20 protein-coding genes are annotated in these 22134 nt (G+C 69.0%); 16 read left to right on the top strand and 4 right to left on the bottom strand.

The genetic code is table 11. From position 1 onward, the window contains the following. Nucleotides 1–7 precede the first annotated feature (7 nt). Nucleotides 8–1348 carry a crotonyl-CoA carboxylase/reductase gene (gene ccrA / locus N802_RS02180; protein ID WP_035911406.1) on the bottom strand — a complete coding sequence of 447 codons (1341 nt, stop codon included), beginning with the start codon at nt 1346–1348 and terminating at the stop codon, nt 8–10. Between the two features lie 75 nt (nt 1349–1423). After that, nucleotides 1424–1870 (bottom strand): methylmalonyl-CoA epimerase, encoded by a 447-nt coding sequence (gene mce / locus N802_RS02175; RefSeq protein ID WP_035911402.1) that lies wholly within the window; start codon nt 1868–1870, stop codon nt 1424–1426. Nucleotides 1871–2039: 169 nt separating this feature from the next. Here mce and N802_RS02170 point away from each other — a divergent pair, with 169 nt between their 5' ends. From N802_RS02170 to N802_RS02160, 3 genes are all read left to right on the top strand, one after another. Continuing rightward, complete coding sequence (locus N802_RS02170; protein WP_035911397.1) at nt 2040–3257, top strand: acetyl-CoA C-acetyltransferase; 1218 nt, start codon at nt 2040–2042, stop codon at nt 3255–3257. Between the two features lie 33 nt (nt 3258–3290). After that, nucleotides 3291–4280: a methylmalonyl Co-A mutase-associated GTPase MeaB gene (meaB, locus tag N802_RS02165; protein WP_035911393.1), complete on the top strand. Its 990-nt coding sequence runs from the start codon at nt 3291–3293 to the stop codon at nt 4278–4280. Between the two features lie 67 nt (nt 4281–4347). Beyond that, nucleotides 4348–6051 (top strand): MFS transporter, encoded by a 1704-nt coding sequence (locus tag N802_RS02160; RefSeq protein ID WP_035911390.1) that lies wholly within the window; start codon nt 4348–4350, stop codon nt 6049–6051. 1 nt (nt 6052) lies between these two features. Here N802_RS02160 and N802_RS02155 read toward each other — a convergent pair whose 3' ends face one another. Then, complete coding sequence (locus tag N802_RS02155; protein ID WP_035911892.1) at nt 6053–6706, bottom strand: Crp/Fnr family transcriptional regulator; 654 nt, start codon at nt 6704–6706, stop codon at nt 6053–6055. A 75-nt stretch (nt 6707–6781) separates the two neighbouring features. Between N802_RS02155 and N802_RS02150 the strand changes: the two genes are divergently transcribed. The 4 genes from N802_RS02150 (at nt 6782) to N802_RS02135 (ending at nt 11885) form a co-directional block, all read left to right on the top strand. After that, on the top strand, nt 6782–7093 hold the full coding sequence (locus N802_RS02150; RefSeq protein WP_035911388.1) for a thiamine-binding protein: 312 nt from the start codon (nt 6782–6784) through the stop codon (nt 7091–7093). Nucleotides 7094–7217: 124 nt separating this feature from the next. Next, complete coding sequence (locus N802_RS02145; protein ID WP_035911384.1) at nt 7218–10370, top strand: FtsX-like permease family protein; 3153 nt, start codon at nt 7218–7220, stop codon at nt 10368–10370. After that, complete coding sequence (locus N802_RS02140) at nt 10367–11218, top strand: ABC transporter ATP-binding protein (RefSeq protein ID WP_035911381.1); 852 nt, start codon at nt 10367–10369, stop codon at nt 11216–11218. Before N802_RS02145 ends, N802_RS02140 begins: the two co-directional genes overlap by 4 nt. Next, a complete protein-coding gene (locus tag N802_RS02135) occupies nt 11202–11885 on the top strand; it encodes an ABC transporter ATP-binding protein (protein ID WP_052109309.1) in 684 nt (227 codons plus the stop codon). The genes N802_RS02140 and N802_RS02135 overlap by 17 nt, the downstream gene beginning before the upstream one ends. Before the next feature lie 7 nt (nt 11886–11892). Here N802_RS02135 and N802_RS02130 read toward each other — a convergent pair whose 3' ends face one another. After that, nucleotides 11893–13230, bottom strand: a complete 1338-nt coding sequence (locus tag N802_RS02130; RefSeq protein ID WP_035911378.1) for a 6-phospho-beta-glucosidase — start codon at nt 13228–13230, stop codon at nt 11893–11895. 100 nt (nt 13231–13330) lie between these two features. Between N802_RS02130 and N802_RS02125 the strand changes: the two genes are divergently transcribed. The 9 genes from N802_RS02125 to N802_RS02085 all read left to right on the top strand — a co-directional run bounded on the left by N802_RS02125 (nt 13331) and on the right by N802_RS02085 (nt 22129). Beyond that, nucleotides 13331–14482, top strand: coding sequence for a carbohydrate kinase family protein (locus N802_RS02125; RefSeq protein ID WP_052109308.1), 1152 nt, complete (start codon nt 13331–13333; stop codon nt 14480–14482). Beyond that, complete coding sequence (locus N802_RS02120; protein WP_035911375.1) at nt 14479–15843, top strand: extracellular solute-binding protein; 1365 nt, start codon at nt 14479–14481, stop codon at nt 15841–15843. The genes N802_RS02125 and N802_RS02120 overlap by 4 nt, the downstream gene beginning before the upstream one ends. Then, nucleotides 15843–16742 (top strand): carbohydrate ABC transporter permease, encoded by a 900-nt coding sequence (locus N802_RS02115; RefSeq protein WP_035911372.1) that lies wholly within the window; start codon nt 15843–15845, stop codon nt 16740–16742. The genes N802_RS02120 and N802_RS02115 overlap by 1 nt, the downstream gene beginning before the upstream one ends. After that, entirely contained in the window at nt 16739–17542 is an 804-nt protein-coding gene (locus tag N802_RS02110) for a carbohydrate ABC transporter permease (RefSeq protein ID WP_035911369.1), read from the top strand. The genes N802_RS02115 and N802_RS02110 overlap by 4 nt, the downstream gene beginning before the upstream one ends. Before the next feature lie 27 nt (nt 17543–17569). Beyond that, complete coding sequence (locus N802_RS02105) at nt 17570–18106, top strand: MarR family winged helix-turn-helix transcriptional regulator (RefSeq protein WP_035911368.1); 537 nt, start codon at nt 17570–17572, stop codon at nt 18104–18106. 151 nt (nt 18107–18257) lie between these two features. Then, complete coding sequence (locus tag N802_RS02100) at nt 18258–18998, top strand: hypothetical protein (protein ID WP_035911366.1); 741 nt, start codon at nt 18258–18260, stop codon at nt 18996–18998. Next, complete coding sequence (locus N802_RS02095; protein WP_035911364.1) at nt 18995–19990, top strand: hypothetical protein; 996 nt, start codon at nt 18995–18997, stop codon at nt 19988–19990. Before N802_RS02100 ends, N802_RS02095 begins: the two co-directional genes overlap by 4 nt. Nucleotides 19991–20067: 77 nt before the next feature. After that, the gene (locus N802_RS02090; protein WP_035911362.1) at nt 20068–21072 is read left to right on the top strand and encodes a tetratricopeptide repeat protein; all 1005 of its coding nucleotides are present in this window, start codon (nt 20068–20070) and stop codon (nt 21070–21072) included. Between the two features lies 1 nt (nt 21073). Beyond that, nucleotides 21074–22129 (top strand): alpha/beta hydrolase, encoded by a 1056-nt coding sequence (locus tag N802_RS02085; protein ID WP_052109307.1) that lies wholly within the window; start codon nt 21074–21076, stop codon nt 22127–22129. Nucleotides 22130–22134 lie beyond the last annotated feature (5 nt).

Below are 22134 nucleotides of genomic sequence, written 5' to 3'. Positions count from 1 at the left end.
GGGATCCTCAGGCGTCGCGGAAGCGGTTGATCTCTGCTTCGTACTTCGCGCGCTTCTCGGGGTCACTGATGCCCAGACCCGCCTCGGGGGCGAGCGTGAGGACGCCGACCTTGCCCTGGTGGGCGTTCTTGTGGACGTCGAGCGCGGCCTGGCCGACCTCCTCGAGGGCGTAGGTCTTGCTCAGGGTCGGGTGGATGAGGCCACGGTTGATGAGCTCGTTGGCCTCCCACGCCTCGCGGTAGTTCGCGAAGTGCGACGAGAGGATGTTCTTGAGGTTCATCCAGAGGTAGCGGTTGTCGTACTCGTGCATGTAGCCCGAGGTCGACGCGCAGGTGACGATCGTGCCGCCCTTGCGTGCGACGTAGACCGACGCACCGAAGGTCTCGCGGCCCGGGTGCTCGAAGACGATGTCGACGTCGTGGCCGCCCGTGAGCTCACGGATCTTCTTGCCGAGGCGCTGCCACTCCTTGGGGTCCTGCTCGGTGTTGTCGTCGTTCCAGAACTTGTAGCCCTCGGCGTTGCGGTCGATGATCAGCTCGGCACCCATGGCGCGGCAGATCTCGGCCTTCTCGGGGGAGGAGACGACACAGATCGGGGTGGCGCCGGCGGCCAGAGCCATCTGGGTCGCGTAGGAGCCGAGGCCACCGGAGGCGCCCCAGATGAGAACGCGGTCACCGAGCTTGAGCGCGGCACCGTTCTTGGAGATGAGCTGACGGTATGCCGTGCTGTTCACCAGGCCGGGCGACGCCGCCTCTTCCCACGACAGGTGGGTCGGCTTGGGCATGAGCTGGTTCGCCTTGACGATGGCGAGCTCGGCGAGGCCGCCGAAGTTCGTCTCGAAGCCCCAGATGCGCTGCTGCGGGTCGAGCATCGTGTCGTTGTGGCCGTCCGCGTCCTCGAGCTCGACACTGAGGCAGTGGGCGACGACCTCCTGGCCGGGCTTCCACTTGCCGACGCCGGGACCGGTGCGCAGGACGACGCCGGCGAGGTCGGAGCCGACGATGTGGTACGGCAGGTCGTGGCGCTTGGCGTACTCGGAGGTGCGTCCGTAGCGCTCGAGGAAGCCGAACGTCGAGACCGGCTCGAAGATCGAGGTCCAGACGGTGTTGTAGTTGATCGCGCTCGCCATGACGGCAACGAGAGCCTCACCCGGGGCCAGCTCCGGGACAGGAACCTCGTCGATGTGGAGCGACTTGCGCGGGTCCTTGTCGCGGGAGGCGAGGCCCTCGAACATGCCCACCTCGTCCTTGTGGACGGTTGCCGCCCGGTAGGTCGCGGGGATGGAGAGGTTCGCGTAGGTCTCCTCCGTGCGGTCACCGCTGAGGATGGCGTCGCGGATCTGGTCCATGAGAGGTGGTGCTCCTTGATCTGGGTGGGGCAGGTCAGGTGATGCGGTGACTGGGCGGTCGAGCCCAGCCGGGGATCAGTGGGCGTCGGTCGTGGGCTCGACGAGCTCGACGAGGATGCCGCCGGCGTCCTTGGGGTGGATGAAGTTCACGCGCGAGTTGGACGTCCCGCGCTTCGGGGTGTCGTAGAGCAGTCGAACGCCCCGCTCACGCAGCGTCGCGCTCACACCGTCGATGTCCTCGACGCGGTAGGCGACCTGCTGGACTCCGGGACCGGAGCGGTCGATGAACTTCGCGATCGTCGACTCCGGGGACAGAGGGGCGAGCAACTGGATGTGCGAGCCGGAATCCCCGACCGCCATCATCGCCTCACGCACGCCCTGCTCCTCGTTGACCTCTTCGTGAGCCAGCGTCATCCCATAGGTGTCGCGGTAGAACGCGATGGCCTCGTCGAGGTCGCGCACGGCGACGCCGACGTGGTCGATCGCCGTGAACAGGCCCGAGACAGGGGAGGGTGCAGTCATGCCCCGAAGCCTAAAGACGTCAGGGCTCCGCAGACAGGTCCAAAGAGTGTGTTGATCGACACCTCAGGGACGTCGGTCACAGTGGGGGTGGGCGCCTCGCGGCCGAGTGACTAGCATCGAGAGCAACCGTGGGCGCTCGGCGCCCGACATCGACGTTGGAGGACACGCAGTGAGCACCGCCTCGACCCAGAACACCGACCCCACTGTCATCGTCGCGGGGGCGAGGACCCCGATGGGACGCATGAGCGGGAGCCTCAAGGGCTTCAGTGGCTCCGACCTCGGCGGCTTCGCCATCAAGGGCGCCCTCGAGAAGTCCGGCGTGAAGCCCGAGGACGTCGACTACGTGATCATGGGCCAGGTCCTCACCGCGGGCGAGGGGCAGATCCCCGCTCGTCAGGCCGCGGTCAAGGCCGGCATCCCGATGGACGTCCCGGCGCTCACCGTCAACAAGGTCTGCCTCTCCGGCCTCGACGCCATCGCGCTCGCGGACCAGCTCGTCCGCGCCGGTGAGTTCGACATCGTCGTGGCCGGTGGCCAGGAGTCGATGACCAACGCTCCCCACCTGCTGCCCAAGAGCCGCGACGGCTACAAGTACGGCGACACCACGCTCCAGGACTCGATGGCCTTCGACGGCCTCTACGACATCCTCACGAACCAGGCGATGGGTTCCCTCACCGAGGCCAACAACGTCGACGCCAACGCGTTCACCCGCGAGGAGCAGGACGAGTTCGCGGCCCGGAGCCACCAGCTCGCGGCCAAGGCGTGGAAGGACGGCTTCTTCGACGACGAGGTCGTCTCGGTCTCCATCCCGCAGCGCAAGGGCGACCCGATCGAGTTCAAGGAGGACGAGGGCATCCGCGCCGACACGACCGCCGAGTCGCTGTCGAAGCTGCGCCCGGCCTTCGCCAAGGACGGCACGATCACCGCGGGATCCGCATCGCAGATCTCCGATGGTGCCGCGGCCGTCGTCGTCATGAAGAAGTCCAAGGCGCAGGAGCTGGGCCTCGAGTGGCTCGCCGAGATCGGTGCCCACGGCGTCGTCGCCGGCCCGGACTCCAGCCTGCAGAGCCAGCCGGCCAACGCGATCAAGAAGGCGTGCGACCGCGCGGGCATCAGCCCCTCGGACCTCGCCGTCATCGAGATCAACGAGGCGTTCGCCGCGGTCGGCCTGGCCTCCGCCAAGGACCTCGGCCTCGACGCCGACAAGGTCAACCCCAACGGTGGGGCCATCGCCATGGGCCACCCGCTGGGCATGTCCGGCGCCCGTGTCGTCCTCACCTTGGCCCACGAGCTCAAGCGTCGTGGTGGTGGCACCGGCGCGGCGGCCCTCTGTGGCGGCGGCGGTCAGGGCGACGCACTGCTCCTCACCGTGCCGTCCGAGAGCTGATCGACCGGCATCTCGAAGCACAGGGGCAGCGCCATCGCGACGACACCCCGTACCGTCGACGTCCCCTCTCTCGTTGCTGAAGCGAGAGAGGGGCGTTCGCGTGCGGTGGCCCGACTCATCTCGCTCGTCGAGGACGGCCACCCTGCGCTGCCCGAGGTCATGGCGGCGCTGGCCCCGCACTCCGGCGGCGCCCACGTCATCGGCCTCACCGGTTCGCCAGGAGTGGGCAAGTCGACGACGACAGCCGCCCTGATCGCCGCTTTCCGCGACCGGGGCAAGCGCGTCGCGGTGCTGGCCGTCGATCCGTCCTCCCCGTTCTCGGGGGGAGCCCTCCTCGGCGACCGGATCCGGATGGAGCAGCACGCCACCGACTCCGGTGTCTTCATCCGCTCTGTCGCCTCGCGAGGGCACCTCGGTGGGTTGTCGTTCGCGACACCGCAGGCACTGCGCGTCCTCGACGCGGCGGGCTTCGACGTCGTCCTCGTCGAGACCGTGGGTGTGGGGCAGTCCGAGGTCGAGGTCGCCGCGCGCGCTGACACGACGGTGGTCATCGTCGCGCCGGGAATGGGAGACGGCATCCAGGCCGCCAAGGCCGGCATCCTCGAGATCGGTGACCTCTTCGTCGTCAACAAGGCCGACCGCGACGGTGCCGACGACACGGTCCGCGACCTCCGGCACATGATCCAGCTCGGCAACCGGGAGCGGTCCGTCGACTGGCGCACCCCGGTGGTGAGGACCGTCGCGAGCCGCGGAGACGGCATACCGGAGCTTGTCGAATCCCTCGAGGCACACCGGAACTGGCTGGGCGAATCAGGGGCGCTCAGCACACGCCGCAGCGAGCGGGCGCGGTCCGAGATCGAGGCGATCGCGCTTGCCGAACTGCGTCGACGACTCGGTGCCGAGGGCGGTCTCGTCTCGGCCGACCTCGCCTCTGCGGTCGCCTCCGGCGAGACCGATGTGTATGCCGCCGCGAGCCAGGTCATCGAGCGCGTCACGGGGAGAGCCGCGCCCCCTTCGGACTGAGAAAGTCGCCAGCCGTTGTGTCGGCTGGCCGACAGTCCGGCGCTTCGGTCGCTCCTACCGTCCGAGCATGTCAACGATCACGGAGCAGGGTGAGGCGACACGCAGCTCCCTGCGTCGCGTGCTCGCCAACACGAACCTCCGGCGGATCCAGCTGGCCTTCTTTGCCTCCGTGATCGGGGACTGGGCCTACGCGACGGCGCTGACGGTCTGGGCGTACCTGGATGGCGGCGCCGCCGCGGTGGGGGCGTTCACCGCCGCGCGTTTCGTCGCGATCGCCGTCGCAGGTCCCGTGGGATCCGTCATTGCCGACAAGGTGCCCCGGCGCACCTTCATGATCGTCATCGATGTGATCCGCGCAGTCCTGGTGGGACTCGCAGCGGTCATCGTCGCCGTGGACGGACCCTCGATCCTCGTCTATGTCCTGGGTGTCGTCGTCTCCGTCGTGGGCTCGCCCTTCCGGTCGGCCCAGGCGGGGCTCATCCCCAAACTGGTGAACCGTCCCGACGAGCTGACCGCATCGAATGCCGTGGCGTCGAACCTCGAGAACATCGCCACCTTCGCCGGGCCGGCATTGGGTGCGCTCCTGCTGGGTGTGGTCGACATCTGGGTCGTCTTCCTCGTCAACGTCGCCAGCTATCTGTGGTCCATCGCGATGGTGGCCGCCGTCAGGGTCACCAGCACCGTCGGCGCGGGTGGGCCCGGCGAGTCCGGGGCGACCGAGCGGGGCGAGGCTGAGGACGACGCGGATGGTGGGGAGGAACCTGCCGGTCTTGGCTTCTTCCGTGAACTCGCTCTCGGATTCACGTTCGTCTGGCGCGACAGGGACCTGCGCACCGTCGCGCTGCTGGCGGCAGCCCAGGGGTTCGTCTGGGGAACGCTCACCGTCTTCACCGTGATCATTGCCGTCGACATCCTCCGCACCGGGCCGCAGGGTGTCGGCTACCTCGACGCGGTCATGGGGTGTGCCACCGTCGCCGGCGGTGCCGTGGTCCTGACCCGGGTGGGGAAGGGGCGCCTGGGTCAGGACATGGCCATCGGCGTCCTCGGCTGGTCGCTCCCCATGATCGGACTGGCGGCCTTCCCCTCCCCGGTGGTGGTGTTCGCAGCACTCATCCTCATCGGGCTCTCGGATCCGTGGGTCAACCTCGGTCTCGAGACGATCCCGCAGCGCCTCGCCACCGACGAGGTGATCTCGCGCGTCTACGGCGCCGTCGAGAGCGCCCTCATCGGGGCGATGGCGCTCGGAGCCGCCGTGGCACCGTTGCTCATCCATGGCATCGGCTTCCGTGAGTCGATCGCGGCAGTGGGCATCGTCGTGGCGGCCTACACGTTGACGACACTCCGGAGGATGCGCCACCTCGACGCCCGACTGACCGCACCCGACCACGTCGAGCTCCTCCGCTCGATCGGGATCTTCGAACCTCTCGCGCCCCCGACCCTTGAGGCCCTGGGCCACGCTGCGGAGGAGGTGTCGGTCCCGGCCGGAACCGTGGTCCTGCGTGAGGGCGAGGACGCTGACCGCTTCTACGTCATCGTCTCGGGCTCGGTGGAGGTCACGGGGCGCGGCGAACTGTTGCGCGTCGAGCGTGCCGGTGACTTCTTCGGTGAGATCGGGCTCATTCGTGACGTCCCACGGACGGCAACCGTCACGACCCTCGAACAGACCGAGCTGCTCGCGATCGGGCGTGCGGACTTCCTCGGCGCCGTCAGCGGAGTGGGCGACTCGCGTCGCGCGGCGGACGAGATCGTCGCCCGGCGGTTGAGCGTCTGACTCAGTCCGCAGACAGGGCGCGGCGGTCGAGCACCGTGATCCGGCCCCGACCCAGTTCGACGACGCCACGTTCGGCGAGTGTCTGCAACGCCTCGTTGATGCTGGGGCGCGTGCCACCGACGATCTGGGCGAGCTGCTCCTGGGTCAGCGGGATCTGTACGGGGCCAGTCGGGCCGTCCGCGAAGGTCTCGGCCAGCTCCTTGAGGCGCCGCTCCATGCGCCGGTCGAGGTCCTCGTACATGACCTCGACCAGCCGAGCCGAGAGTTCCTCCACGCGTCGACCGATGAACTGGAGGAGGAGTTGGTCGGCACCTCGGTGGGTGAGCCTCAGGGCAGCGAAGGCGCTGGCCGACAGTGAACGCGTCCTCGCGGGCTCCAGGGCGACGACACTGGCAGACCTCGCCGGCGCCAGGTCGTGGAGGAGCGACAGCTCGCCGAAGAAGTCGCCCGGCCCGATGATGTTGAGGGTGGCGGTGTTGCCATCCTTGGTCGACACGCGCACGGCCAGTCGCCCGGCCTCGACCAGGTGGAGGCTGTCCGAGGGATCGCCCTCCGACACCAGGGTCTCGGCGCGGCGGTAGTGGCGCAGAGTGGTCCTCGAGAGCAGCGCCACGCGTTCGTCCGGGGCCAGGGACGCGAGCAGCTGCCACTCCATGTCGTCAGTCAACCAGTCCGGGTCGAGGCGGGTCCGTGGATCGCGAAGGTGAGCGGACGGCATACGGTGGGTTCCATGCTCGTCGCCTTCTCCGTGTCCCCGTCCATTGCCGACGATCAGGGAGGGGTGACCGGCGCCGTCGCCGAAGCCGTCCGCATCGTCCGCGAGAGTGGCTTGCCGAACCGCACCGACGCGATGTTCACGACCATCGAGGGGGAGTGGGACGAGTGCATGGCCGTCGTCAAGGCCTGCGTCGACGCACTCGCAGCCCACGGCCCGCGCGTGGGGCTCGTCCTCAAGGCGGACATCCGGCCGGGCCGCACCGGTGAACTCGAGGGCAAATTGCAGCGGCTCGAGGCGACGATCGCCGAGCGGCCCGATTCCTGACCTTCCAGAAAACGAGTTTCGGAACCATCACAGATGGTGTGAGGATCATCCGGACCCGGACGTACCTGACTAGCGTGGCCGGGTTGCGATTGCCGCACGCCGTCTGACACCGAGGGGATCACGCATGTGGAAGGCCATCCGCTACCGCGGCGGTCAGTCACTGGTGCTCATCCTCATCTCGGCCCTCGTGGCGACCTGTGCGGCCTTCGCCCCACTCTTCTCCAGGTCGATCGACCAGGCGCTCCTGAGGGCGACGTTGGGTCGCATGGAGGCGGCCGACCTCAAACTCGGTGTGCTCGCTGCCAGAACCGCGGACGAAGGCCTCGCGGCAGGCGACGTCGAGGGCGCCATGCCGCCATCGCTGTCGCGGTGGTACGAGCCCGGCCTGTCGATGACGACCGCGAACACGGACGTGGTCCCGGCCGCGGGCAAAATGCCTTCGCCGGTGCGACTCGTGGCGCGCGACGAGGTCTGTGACCACCTGACCCTGTCCTCGGGCGAGTGCCCGACAGAGGGGACCGACCTGTTGGTCTCCGACGCCGACGCGAAGGCGTGGGGGTGGAAGCTCGGCACCATCCTCACGGTGCGCAACCACGACGGCCGGCCCGTGCCCTTCACCGTGAGCGGTGTCTACACGGCCACGGACGACCCCGACTACTGGCTGCGAACCGAGGTCCAGGGCAAGTCGGGCCAGCTGATCATGTACGGCGACCTCGTGACGGGCGTCGATGACTTCATCGTGGCCCCGACTGGTCTCGCCCAGGGGTGGCCCAAGGCCCAACTCTCGGTCGACTACCGCCTCAAGACACCGACGATCACCCTCGACTCTCTCGCCGAGGCAGGGACTGCGGTGGGCGCGATCCGGCCGCCGCACCAGGCCACTGTGGACTCGCCACTGCCTCGCATCGCCGAGCAAGTCGACAACGGGCAGGCACTCGTCCGCCAACTCGTGCCCCTGCTCATTGCCCAGCTCGTCGCCGTGGCCCTCGCGGTGCTGGTGCTCGTCGCGGGCGCCGCGGTGGCGCAGCGGCGGCCCGAGATCGCCGTGGCCCGCCTGCGCGGCCGTAGCCGCGAGGCGAGTCGACGGCTCGTCATGGCCGAGCTCGGCCTCACCGTGCTCCTCGGACTGCCGTTGGGCGTCCTGGTGGCCGTGGGACTCGGCGAAGTCGTGCGTCGCTTCATCCTGCCGCCCGGCGTCCCGTTCGAATTCGGTTGGCAGGTGCCGCTCGCGGCTCTCGTCGCCGGCCTCGCCTCCCTCGCCGTCGTGTATGCCGCCGCGCGGCCGGTCCTGCACGAGCCCATCGCCTCCCTGCTGCGTCGCGTTCCTCCGGCCGCGACGGCGCGCACGATGCGGGTCAGCGACGTGGTGCTCGTGGTGCTCGCCGCTGTCGGGGTCGTCGGCATCGTCACCGGTCAGATCACCGGTCCGATGGCGATCCTCACGCCCATCCTGCTGGCTCTGGCTGCGGGCGCCCTCCTGGGGACCCTGGTGGTGGTGGTCGCCACCCGACTTGGCAGACGGGCCTTGCTTCGGGGCGGTCTCGGCTCGGCCCTGGCCGCGCTGGCCCTCGGTCGTCGCCCCACGACCCGTCATGTGCTGCTCGTCGTCACTGCGGTCTCGGCTCTGGTGGTTTTCGCGGCCAACGCAGTGGCCGTCGCTGACCGCAACCGCGAGAACCGCGCCCAGCTCACGGTCGGTGCCTTCGCGGCACTGCGCACGAGTTCGAAGGACCCGACGGCCTTGGCGCGCGTTGTGGACCAACTGCCGGTGGGGCAGCGGGAGCACGCCATGCCCGTCGGGATCGTGGCGCAACGCGACCCGGACTCGACGACGACGCTGGCGGCTCGGCCCGAGCAGTTGCGGCGCATCGCGTTCGCCCCACCCGCACAGACCAACCTCGACCTCGACGCCCTTGCGCTCCCTGACCAGCAGCCGGTGGCGCTCGACGGTGACCGCCTCCGAGTCACGGTCGCCTATGACCTGTCGGCGATGGGCACAGGGTTCGGTCCCAGACCGCCGGGTTTCACCGGGGAGTGGGAACCACCCACCATCATCGGGAACCCCCTTCGCCTGGGCATCGCGGTGACGACGCCCGACGGTGAAGTGCTCACCCGGGACCTCGGCTCACTTCCTGTCCAGGGAAAGGGAAGCCTGGCGGTGAACGCTCCGGTGCTCTGCCCGGAGTCCTGCCGACTCCAGTCCGTGTTCGTCCAGCTGGAACAGGGTGTCGAGATCGACGCCGTCAAGGGCACGGTCGACCTGTCGGGCTTTGCCCTGGACGGCACGCCCCTCGACATCGACGACCCGTCGGGGTGGCTCGCCCCTCAGGGTGAGGCAGAGAGCCCCAGCGGCGGCAGCGGGAACGTCCCGATCGACCCCGCGACCGGATTCCCCATCGAGGTCCAACCGCCTCCCGCGGACCGGCTCGCGCTCGCGGCGGGACCGGCAGGTGGACTGCGGCTCAGCTTCGTCAACACGGGCCGGAACGCCAGCGTCAGCCGGGCCGATGCGCCAGCAGTCGTGCCGTCGCTGCTGTCCGGCCGGATCCCATCCGGCGGGACGGAGAACGCCTTCGACATCCAGAGCCTCGCCGGTCGCACGACGCCCGCACTCGCGGCGCAGCGCATCCCGGCGTTGCCGTACGTCGGCAACCGTGGTGCCCTCGTCAACCTCGACCTGATGCTCCGGATCGGCGGCACCCTGCCGTCCACCGGAGCGATGGAGGTGTGGATCGATGACGGCTTCCCCGGCGGTGTGGCTGGGGCGGAGCAGGCGTTGCGCGACAGGGGAGTCGAGGTGCTGACCACGCGATCGCTGGCGCAGGAGAAGCGCTTGCTCGACGAGTCCGCGACCGGGTGGGGACTCCTGCTCGGGCTGTTCACGGCCGTCCTCTCGCTGCTCCTCGCTGCCGTGATGCTCGTGGTCGTCGCCATGACGACCGGCCGGATCGTGACGCGTGACATTGCCGCGTTGCGGGTCGCCGGCGTCTCCGGTCGCGACCTCCGACGAGCAGCTGTCCGCGAGTCCGTCGCTCCCGTGGTGCTCGCCGCGGTCGTCGGTGCTCTCTGCGGGGTGGCCGGAGCGACCCTCGCCATGCCGCTCATCCCGCTGTTCGACACACCTGCGCCCGTCCCGGCCCTCGACCTTCGCCCGGCCTGGCTCGTCATGGGGGCCGCGTGGCTCGCGACCCTGCTCGCGCTCGCAGTGGTCGCCACGGCGCTCGCCCTGCGAGCCGCCCGTCAAGGGGTCTCCGACCGACTCAGGGAGGCGTGGTGACCGGTCTCGCGGTGATGACGGCAGGACTCGTGCACATCTATCGGGCCGAGCACCACGATGTCGCAGCACTCGCTGGTGTCGACTTGTCTGTTCACGCCGGGGAGATGGTGGCGTTGCTCGGGCCGTCCGGAGCCGGGAAGTCGACCTTGCTGACCCTGTTCGGTGGCCTCTTGCGCCCCAGCGCGGGACGGATCCGGATCGGTGACCACGAGATCTCGCGCATGTCCGAGACCGACCTCGACACGTTGCGGGGCCGTGAGGTGGGCATCGTCCTTCAGGGAGCCTCGCGCAACCTCATCCCGCACAAGACGATTCGCGAGAATGTCTCCTTCGCGCAGGGCTCGCGCCGGGCCAAGGGCGAGGGCGTCTCCACCGATGAGGTGCTCGACCTCGTCCGTCTGCGGGACCGCGCCGACGCACCCCTGAGTTCACTCACGCCCGGTGAGTTGCAACGCGGTGCACTCGCCGTCGCCGTGTCGACGCGGCCCGGACTGCTCCTCGGGGACGAGCCGACGAGCCAGCTCGACCACGACGCACGCGACCAAGTGCTCCAGACCCTGACGGACATCAATGCGTCCTGGGGGACGACGATCATCGTCGTCACCCACGACCCGGAGGTCGCGTCGCGGATGCCTCGCACGGTCACGATCAGGGACGGCCGGGTGGGAGCAGAAGGGCGTGAGGGTGAGGAGTTCGCGGTGGTGTCCGCGGACGGATCGGTGCCGCTCCCGCCCCACGTGCTGGAGACGCTCAGCCCGGGCACGCTCGTCCGCCTCGTCGAGTCGGAGCAGGGTTGGACCCTCATCAGGGACGAGATCGAGGAGGTGTCCGATGGCGAGCCGCAGTGATGCCCGAAGCGCCGCCTCGGGTCCCGGGGCGGGGCCGAGCCGCGTGGAGGTCCACGGGGTGGGTGTGCACTACGGCGACGTCGTCGCGCTGCGTGGTGTCTCCCTCGATGCGCGGCCGGGGGATTTCGTCGCGATCACGGGCCACTCCGGAGCGGGCAAGACGACCCTGATCAATGCGATTGCCGGCATCGTGCCGCTCGCTTCGGGTGAGGTCCGCCTCGGGGGACAAGGTGAAGGACCTGACCCGAGTTCGGTGGCGATCATCCCTCAGGGCAACGGCCTGGCGAGTGTCCTCACGGCCTACGAGAACGTCGTCGCGCCACTGCGGGCGCGTGGGCACTCGCCGGAGCAGGCCGGCGAGCGCGCGACGGACGCTCTGGTCTCGGTTGGTCTGGGTGAGTCGGGAAGTCACCTTGTCGAAGAGCTCAGCGGCGGCCAGCAGCAGCGTGCCGCCGTGGCACGTGGGCTCGCCATCGGTGGCGCTGTCCTGCTCGCCGACGAGCCGACGAGCGAGCTCGACCACGACAACCGCGAGCGGATCCTCGCGCTCCTTCGGGCGCAGGCTGATGCCGGTTCGATCGTCATCATGACGACGCACGACCCCGAGGCGGCCGAACGAGCGGATCGCGTCATCGAACTCGATGACGGCGAGGTCGTCGACCACTGAGGCACCGTCAGCTCAGGAGCTCGGCGATCTGTGGGTGGGCTCTCCGATAGCCCTCGAGCAGGGAGCGCGCGGTCGAGACCGAGTCGACCAGAGGATGCAGGGCGAAGGCCTTGAGCGCCGCGGAGGCGGATCCGGTCGTCGCAGCCTCGATCGTGAGGCGCTCGACCGCCTTGACCTGCTGCATGAGTCCGAGCATGTGACCCGAGACCGGGGCCCGCTCGACCGGGTGTGGACCGGACCGGTCGACGACGCACGGGATCTCGACAACGGCATCGTCCGGCATACCGGGTAATGCTCCGCCACCACGAACGTTGAGGATGAGCGAAGAGCGTTCGTCGCGGGCGATGGCGGCCATGATCGCCAGGGCGACCCCTTCGTAGCCACCGCCCGCGACGTCTGCTTCGTCGCGCTCCTCGTCGTCGCCGCGCGCCTCCCTCATGTAGGTCGCGTCGCGCTCCTCGCGCACGCGGCGCCAGTGGCTCGCGGCCTCCGATGGAGCTCGCTCGACGGTGGTGTAGAAGGCGTCCTGTTGATCGCGCAGGAACTCGCCGCGGGTCTGCGGGGCGGCGAGGATCGCCTCCTGCGCCTCTCTCGCGCAGTAGTAGTAGTAGAGGTACTCATTGGGAATGGCGCCGAGCGCGGCGATCCACTCGGGTCCGAAGAGGCGACCCTCCTCGAGTGTCATGAGTGCGTTGGCATCGGCCACAAGCCGAGGCAGGTGGTCCGTGCCGTCCACATCGAGCCCGCGCAGCCAGCCGAGGTGGTTGAGGCCGACGTAGTCGATCTGCGTCGTGGTGGCGTCGAGGCCAAGGGCGCCGATCGCTCGTCGGGCCAGCGCAATGGGAGAGTCGCAGATTCCGATGACCCGGTCACCGAGCACCGATTGCATGGCCTCGGTGACGATGCCCGCCGGGTTGGTGAAGTTGATGAACCACGCGTCCGGCGCGACCTCTCGGGTGCGCCGGGCGATGTCGAGGGCGACGGGCACCGTGCGCAGCGCGTAGGCCAGACCGCCGGGGCCTGTCGTCTCCTGCCCGAGCACCCCGAGGTCGAGGGCGACCCGCTCGTCGAGCGTCCGCCCCCGCAGGCCACCGACGCGGATGGCCGAGAAAACGAAGTCAGCACCACGCAGGGCATCGTCGAGATCCGTCGTCGCCCGGACTGACGGTGCGTGCCGGCGCCCGGCCCCGAGTTGGGTGAGGACGTGGGACATGGCCTCGAGACGGGTGGCGTCGAGGTCGTGGAGGACCACCTCGGTGACCCGTCCCTCCGACTCGTCCGACAGGAGGGCTCCATACACGAGCGGAACGCGGAAGCCGCCGCCGCCGAGGATGGTGAGTTTCACGCGAGCACACCGTGAGGCCGACGTCGCACCATGGCGCAAACGTACCAACGTCCGGCCGAATGTCCTTGCAGTCCTGCCTCTGGACCGAGACGATGGCGAGGTGTCCCCGGACCACGCCTTCGACCCCTTGGCGTCGCTGCGGCGTGCCGACGACCCCGAGGTCGACGTCTTCGTCCAGGGCACCGTCTTCCTCGACATCATCTTCACCGGACTCAAGGCGATGCCGAAGAGCGGGACCGAGGTCTGGGCAGACGGGATGGGGTCGTGTCCGGGCGGGATCGCGAACCTCGCGGTCGCTGCATCCCGAATGGGACTCAAGACCTCCCTCGGCGCCGCCTTCGGCGACGACGACTACGGCGACTTCTGCTGGCGGTCCCTTGCGGACCAGGAGGGGGTCGACCTGTCGCGCTCCCAGCGCTACCCGCACTGGCACACCCCCGTGACGGTGTCGGTGTCGGTGGGCGGCGACCGGCGAATGATCACGCACGGCCACGACGCGCCTCAGAACGCCACCGAGATGATCGGGAAGGCACCCACGGCGAGGTCGGTGCTGCTCGACCTCGACGCCGAGAGGCCACTGGGGCAAGGGCACCGCGAGCGCGAATGGGCCGACCTGGCTGCAGCCGAGGGCGCACTCCTGTTCGCCGACGTGGGCTGGGACCCGACCGAAGCCTGGGCGGTGTCGATGCTCGACCAACTCGAGCACTGCCACGCGTTCATGCCGAACGTCGTCGAGGCCATGGCCTACACCCGCACCGACTCGGCCCACGACGCCCTCTATGCCCTGGCCGACCTCGTGCCGCTCGCGGTCGTGACCAACGGGCGCGATGGCGCGGTGGCCATCGACTCAGCGACGGGGGAGGAGGCCTCGGTCCCGGCCCTGCGCGTGGAGGCGATCGACCCGACAGGCGCCGGGGATGTCTTCGACGCCGGGATGCTCGTGGGCACTCTGGCGGGATGGCCGCTGCTCGACCGGATGAACTTTGCGACGCTGTGCTCCAGCCTCGCGGTTCAGGAGTTCGGCGGCTCCTTGGCAGCACCCGGGTGGGGGGACATCAGCGATTGGTGGCACCGCGTGCGGAGCCAGCCCACCTCCAATGCTGCAGCCCGTTCGGTGCAACGTCGCTTTGCCTTCCTCGACGAACTGGTCGCGGAGGTTCCGTCGGGTGCGGTCCGCAGGGCCGCCGCCACGATTGCCAAATTGTCCGACGCGCAGGCCGCTGGTATCCCACCCACCGAGGAGTCTCCATGAGAAGCATGCGAACCGCTCTGGTCGCCATCACCGTTGGAACAGGGCTCGCCCTCGCTGCCTGTGCACCCGGCTCCGGTTCGGACTCGGGCGCGGGGGACTCCACGGCACCGGCCCCGGACTCCGTTCAGACCGACGCCGCAGCCCTCGGAGATGTCACGCTCACCGTCTGGGACCAGGAGGTGCGCGGGGGGCAGGCCAAGCAGATGGAGACCCTCAACGCCGAGTTTCAGAAGAAGTACCCCAACATCAAGCTCGAGCGAGTCTCCCGTTCCTTCGACGACCTGGTGAAGACCCTGCGGCTCGCTCTCAGCGGCGCCGACGCGCCTGACGTCGTCCAGGCCAACAACACGCGCTCACAGATGGGCAACTTCGTCACGGCGGGGCAGCTCGTCAACCTCGACCCATACGCCGCGGCTTATGGATGGGTCAAGCGCTACCCGCAGTCGGTGCGCAATGTGGCGTCCTATTCACCGGACGGCAAGACCTTCGGGTCGGGCTCCCTCTTCGGGATGCCCCAGGTCGGCGAACTCGTCGGGATCTTCTACAACGACGCCAAACTCAAGACGCTCGGCATCAACCCTCCGAAGACGTGGGCCGACTTCGATGCGGCGCTCGCGACAGCGAAGTCCAAGGGCGAGGTCCCGCTCGTCCTCGGCAACCTTGAGAAGTGGCCGGCGGGACACGTCTTCGGCGTCCTCCAGGGGAGGTTCACCCCGGCCGAGGACATCCGCACCCTCGGGTTCGGGCAGAGAGGTGGCAACTGGGCGACTCCCGAGAACACCAAGGCCGCCCAGACGCTCGTGGACTGGGTCGACAAGGGCTACTTCAACTCCGGTGTGAATGGTCTGGACTACGACCCGGCGTGGCAGAACTTCACCAAGGGGCAGGGCCTCTTCCTCATTGCCGGCTCGTGGCTGCAGGCCGATCTGTCGAACGCGATGAAGGCCGATGTGAAGTTCATGCTCCCGCCGGCACCCGAGGCGGGCGGTACGCCGGTCACGACCGGAGGTTCCGGCCTTCCCTTCGCCATCACCCAGAAGGCAAAGAACAAGGATGCCGCCGCGGCATACATCAACTTCATCACCAGCCCTGAGGCGATGAAGGTACTCGCGGACAACGGCAACCTCCCTGTCGTCGAGACCGCCGAGCAGGCCGCACCTGACGCTCTTGCCACCGATGTCTTCGCAGCGTTCGACCAGGTCACCAAGGAGGACGGACTGGTGCCGTATCTCGACTGGGCGACCCCCACCATGGGCGACACACTCGGCGCAACGCTCCAGGACCTCCTCGCCAAGAAGGCCACACCGGAGAAGGCGCTCGAGACGTTGCAGAAGGACTACGGCGACTTCACCGCTCAGTGATGGCTGGTCGCGCGCGGCCACTGGGGACCCCTGGAGAGCCACGGAGGATCGGCTACCTCTACGTGCTTCCGGCGTTCCTCGTGTATGCCGCTTTTGCCCTCTATCCCTTGCTCAAGGCTGTCTATCTGTCGCTGTTCGACTGGGACGGCCTCACGGTCGGGACGTGGGCGGGACTGTCCAACTACGCAGAGGTCCTCACGGACGAGCGGCTCCGCGCCTCGTTCGGTCACGCGCTCGTGCTGATGTTCTTCTTCGCGGTCGTGCCGCTCGTCGTGGGCCTCGTCCTCGCGTCGATCCTGCACCGAGCGAACGTCCGAGGCCTCAGCTTCTTCCGCACGGTCGTCTTCTTGCCGCAGGTCGTCGCGATGGTCGTCATCGCCGTCGCATGGCGCCGGATCTATGCGCCCGACGGCACGATCAATGCGGTGCTCACCGCGGTGGGGCTCGAGTCGTGGACCCGCGGCTGGTTGGGGGAGTACGCCTTCGCGCTGCCCGCGGTCGGCCTCATCGGAACGTGGTTCGAGAGCGGGCTGGTCACCGTGCTGCTGCTTGCGGGCATGGGGCGCATCCCGCGAGAGTTGTACGAGGCGGCCCGGCTCGATGGCGCTGGTGCGGTCCGGGAGTTCTTCGCCGTGACCCTGCCGTCCGTGCGCGGTGAGATCGCCGTGGCCCTCACCCTGACGGTCATTGCCGCGCTCAAGACCTTCGACCTCATCTACATGACGACGTCGGGGGGCCCCGGGCACCAGACCACGGTGCCGAGCTACGAGGTCTATCGCCAGGCGTTCGAACTCGGGCAGGTCGGGCTGGCCTGCACCGTGGGTGTCTGTCTCACCGTCGTGATCTTCGCGATCAGCTTTGTCATCACCCGCGTCGGGGATCGGGTGAGTGACTCATGAAGGTGAGCACGTCCGAGCGGACCATGAACTACGTCATCCTCACGCTCTTCGCCATCTTCGCGATCTGGCCGATCCTCAGCATCGTCGTGGCCGGGCTCCAACCCGACGCCGAGGCGCCCGGCGGGCTGGGCAACCTCTCACAGGCGTGGGAGATCGGGCGATTCGGCGACTACCTGCGCACGAGTGTCATGGTGTCGGCGTTCGTCGTTGCCGTGAGCACGGTCCTCTCCATCCTCGCCGGGTTCGCTTTCGGGACGATGCGGTTCCGCGGCGCGAACGCGATCTTCTATCTCATGCTCATCGGGATCATGATGCCGGCCGAAGCCATCGTCGTTCCCTTGTTCTTCGACCTGCGCGCGATCGGTCTCACCGACACCTTCTGGGCGATCGCGCTGCCCCAGGTGGCGCAGTCGGTGGCCTTCGGGACGTTCTGGCTGCGGGCAGCGTTCCGGTCCAGTTCGCGCTCACTCGTCGAAGCGGCCAGGCTCGACGGGGCGTCGACGGGTCGCATCCTCTGGCAGGTTCTCGTGCCCCTCGCCCGTCCCGCGATCGTCACGCTCATCGTGCTGACGTTCATGTGGACGTGGAACGAGTTCCTCATCCCGCTCGTCATGGTCCCGACCAATGAGGCACTGCGCACGGCGCCCCTGGGCCTGGGCTTCTTCTCCGGTCAGTACACCCAGGGCTATGCCCTGCTCGCCGCCGGCGCCACGATCGTGGCCCTGCCCGTGGTCATCGTGTACCTCTTCCTTCAGCGTCACTTCATCGCCGGGATGCTCGAGGGCGCGGTCAAGGACTGAGCCGGGGCGGGCGGCTACGGTGCTCGTGTGCCCAAGGACCTCGAGCTGCCCTTCGACCCCATCGCCCGCGCCGGCGAACTCTGGCGCGCCCGGTGGGGCGACGAGAGCCAAGCCGGTCCCATGACCACGGCGACGTCGATCATGCGAGTGCAGCAGTTGCTCATCACCCAGTTCGACGCCATCGCCGGCCGCCACGGGCTGACCTTCGCGCGCTATGAAGCCCTTGTGCTCCTCGCCTTCAGCCGAGGTGGCCAGCTCTCGATGGGTCGGATCGGTGAGCGCCTCATGGTGCATCCCACGAGCGCCACCAACATCGTCCAGCGGCTCGCGGCGCAGGGTTTCGTCGAACGCGTCCAGAACCCCAAGGACCGGCGTGGAGCCCTGGCTGTGATCACCGACACGGGGCGTGCCGCCATGGAGGCCACCACGGCCGATCTCGAGGCCGCGCGGTTCGGGCTCGGCATGTTGGGGCAGGACGACCAACAGGCCCTGTTCTCCCTGCTCAGGGGCGTGCGGGTGGCGGCCGGCGACTTCGTCGACAGCGCCGATCGACCCGGGTCCTGACGCCGGACCGCACAGCGCAACACGGCATACTCAATCCGTCTTTTCCACTTCGACGATTTGGCTCCGGCGGTCGTCTTTGTCATGGTGGAGGGCAGTCCGTGACCGAAATGAGATCTTTCGGTCGCCCCCTGATCCAACCAAAGGACCTTGCATGCCCACGCTCGCCAAGCGGGTCGTCGGTGCGCTCCTGGCCGTTCTCGGCCTCGTGCTCACCGTCATCGGCCTCTGGTACGCCGTCCACCTCGGTGGCAGTGGTACCGCGACCTTCTCCGCACCCACGACCGGCACGAGCCCTGTGCTCGTGCCCCAGACGGTGCTCAATCGCGTGGACGGCGTCGTCACCGTGACCGCGGTTCCGCGCAGTGGCGGCACCGCGTGGCTCGCTGCGGCGACCCCCTCCGACGCCAAGGCCGTTCTCGGCAAGACCGCCCACATGAGCATCACGGGTGTGAGCACTCGTCCCTGGGAGCTCCTGTCCACGACCGCCGGATCGGGCCAGCCCCCAGCCCTCGCTGACTCCGACGTGTGGCGCAACACCACGTCCGGCAAGGGCGCCGTGACGATGAAGATCGAGCAGGCCGACGCCCCCGAGACCGTCATCGCCCACGCCACCCAGGGGCAGCTCGAGCGCATCGAGGTCAGTTGGGAGCGCAAGTCCTGGTTCGTCCAGTCCGTCATTGCCGCACTCGTCGGCCTCTTCCTGCTGCTCAGCGGGCTGAGCCTGCTGTGGAGCTCGCGCCGTGGCAAGGCCGCGACCAGGCCCGGCGGCACCCGTGGCTCGGCCGACACGCGCGGCACGGCCGGCACGCGCGGCACGACCGGTACGCGCGGCACGCGCAGTGCCACCGCAGCCCCTCCCGTTCCGGCGATCCGCAAGGAGGAGAACGTATGAACCGCCGTAACCTCACCACCTCCCTCGCCGGGGTCGCCCTGATCGCCAGCCTCACCGGCTGCGGCATCGGTGACAGCATCGTCGGCCTGCACGACGCCCCCGCCGAGCGCACCGACACCGCTCCCCTGAACGTCGACGGCGCCGAGAGCGTCGCGGGCCGTGTCCTCGACGCGGCGGCCAAGGCGCGCGGTGCCAAGGGCGCCGAGGCCGCGAAGGCTCAGAGCGCGGTGCTCGCTGACGCCGCGCTGGCCCAGGCGCAGGCCGCGACCAAGCTTGGGGCCGTCCCGGCTTCCGACCCGTTGCTGAAGTCGGTCGACCCCCAGGTCGTCGCGATCTCGCAGGGCAAGAAGTGGCCGCGGGCGATCCTCGTCGGCACCCTCGACCAGGCGAGCAAGACCCAGACGCTGCACGTCCTCATGTCGAAGGCCGCCGCGGACCCGTTCAAGGTCTATGCGTCCGTCCCCATGCTCCCCGGCACGAGCGTGCCCGCGATGGGTGACCTCGCCAGCGGCACCCCGCTCGTGGAGCCGGCTGACAAGGCAGGTGCACCTCTCGCACCTGCCGAGGCCCTGTCGGCGTATGCCGCTGGCCTGAACTACCCGAAGCCCGGCACCACCAATCTGGTGACCACGAAGGACGCCTACGCCACTGCGCTGCGCACGTCGGCGACGGCTCAGGTCAAATCGCTGGGAAGCCTCGCGTACTTCAGCCAGAAGCACACCCCCGTCGCGAAGAACACCCTCGCCTTCCGCCTCGCCGACGGCGGGACGGTGACCTTCGGCCAGCTCTCGCGACTCGATGTCGTGTCGACGGGCAAGGCGGCCAAGGAACTCGTCATCCCGGCCAGCTACAGCAAGCTTGTGGGCAAGACCAAGACCTCCAAGAGCCTCGACATCACGAGCCTTGAGAACGTCGTGCTCGTCGTGCCCGCCAAGGGCGCCGCGACGGCCGTCGCCGCCGACGAACAACTGGTCTCCGCGACCGCGAAGTAGTCCACCTCGGCCAGGCCACGACCCGGCACCGCGCCCCTCGGCGCAGTGCCGGGTCTGTCTTTGAGAGAATCCACCACATGAGCACCACCCCCACACCTCCCTCGGGCGCTCGCGGCGCCATCGACCTGTCGGCGTTGGGCGCCCAGCCCGGACCTCCTGCCGGTGCGCCTGCGCAGCCCTCGGCGGCTGCCGGGGCCCCGTCCACCCCCGGACTGCCCGAGGGCGTGCTCGTCGAGGTCACTGACGCGACGTTCTCCGAGGTCATGAACCGGACCCTTCAGGTCCCGGCCGTCCTCGTCCTCTGGTCGTCGGCGCACCCGCAGACCGTGGGTCTCGCCGAGCGCATCGCTGCAGTCGCCGCCCAGCTGGAGGGTCGGCTCTTCGTCGTGTCGGCCGACGTGCAGACCTCGCCCGGCATCCTCCAGGCCTTCCAGCAGGTCATCGTCCAGGCGTTCGGCCAACTCAGCGTCCCGGTGACGTTCGGTCTCCTCCAGGGCCAGCCGGTGCCGCTCTTCCCGGGCATCCCGCAGGACGACGAGATTCGCACCGTCCTCGACCAGCTCGTCCAGGCGGCGATCCAGAACGGCATCACCGGGCGGGTCGACCTCGGCCCGACCCCTGGAGCTGGGGCATCCGGCGCAGACGGCTTCGACGACGAGCTGCCGCCCCTGCCGCCGCTCCTCCAGGAGGCCTACGACGCCATCGACCGTGGCGATCTGGATGCTGCCGTGTCGGCCTACGAGCGCGCCCTCGCCGAGAACCCCAAGGACCACGAGGCCGAACTCGGTCTGGCTCAGGTCAAGCTGATGCAGCGCACCGACGGTGTCGACGCGCAGGCCGTCCGCGCGACGGCCGCTGCGTCGCCGGAAGACGTCGACGCCCAGATCGCCGTCGCCGACCTCGACGTCCTCGGTGGCCACGTGGCCGACGCCTTCACCCGGCTCATCGACACGGTCAAGGTGACCGAGGGCGAGGAGCGCGACAAGGCGCGCACGCACCTGCTTGAGCTCTTCAACGTCGTGGGCAATCACGACGAGCGCGTGCGCAAGGGCCGCACAGCGCTCATGAACGCCCTCTTCTGAGGTGCCTCCCAAGCTGCTGGACGACCACGTCCGCTTCCGGTTCGATCCCGCCGGGGGTGACGTCACGTCGGTCGTCCTCGAATGCGACCCGGCCATCCCGGGCAGTCGCGAGTTCGCCCTCGTTGACGGATTGTGGGAGCTCGCCCTACCGCGGCCCGACCTCGATCGGATCGAGTACCGCTTCGTCGTGACCCGCCCACTTCCGGACGGCGTCGCTGCCGAGACGGTCCTCGATCCGGACAACCCGGTCACGGTCGAGACCGCGTTCGGCTCTCGCTCGGTGATGCAAATGCCCGGGTATGCCGTCCCGTCCTGGCTCGCTGCACCGGCCGTTCCCGGGTCCTTCCATCCCATGGCGCTCGCGGGTGAGACGCACGACGACGTGCCGGTGACCCTGTGGTCCCCGGACGGACACGACGGGCAGGCGTTGCCGCTCGTGCTGGTGAACGATGGGCCGGAGTACGACCAGTTGGCGTCGATCACCCAGTTCTCGGCGGCGAAGATCGCGGCGGGGGAGCTGCCGCCGCACCGGCTCGCGTTGGCGCACCCGGTGCTGCGCGACGCGTGGTACTCCGGATCCCCCAGCTACCTGCGGACCATCGCGGAGCAGGGTTTCGCGCGCATCGGCGAGGTCGCCCCGATCAGGGGCCCGGTTGTCGTCGTGGGCGCCAGCCTGGGCGGCTTGACGGCGCTCCTCGTCGCCCTCCTCGACGAGGACGAGATCGGCGGAGTGTTCTCCCAGTCGGGGTCGTTCTTCCAGGCGTCCCTCGATGGGCGGGAGAGCGGCTACAAGTACTTCGACCGCATCTCGCACAAGGTCAAGGACATCCTCGACACCCGCGAGGCGGCTCGGCCGCTGCATGTCGCCATGACGTGCGGGGCGCTCGAGGAGAACGCCGACAACAACCGCCACATGGCGGCAGCCCTCCGACGTGCCGGCCACGAGGTGACCTACGCCGAGGTTGCGGACCTGCACAACTACACCGCGTGGCGCGACGCGCTCGACCCACATCTGACGCAACTCTTGCGGGACGTGTGGGGGGAGGCGCAAGGATAGGGCGC

It is taken from the genome of Knoellia sinensis KCTC 19936, assembly GCF_000768705.1.
GTDB lineage: Bacteria > Actinomycetota > Actinomycetes > Actinomycetales > Dermatophilaceae > Knoellia > Knoellia sinensis.
This window is presented reverse-complemented; position numbering and strand designations above follow the sequence as displayed.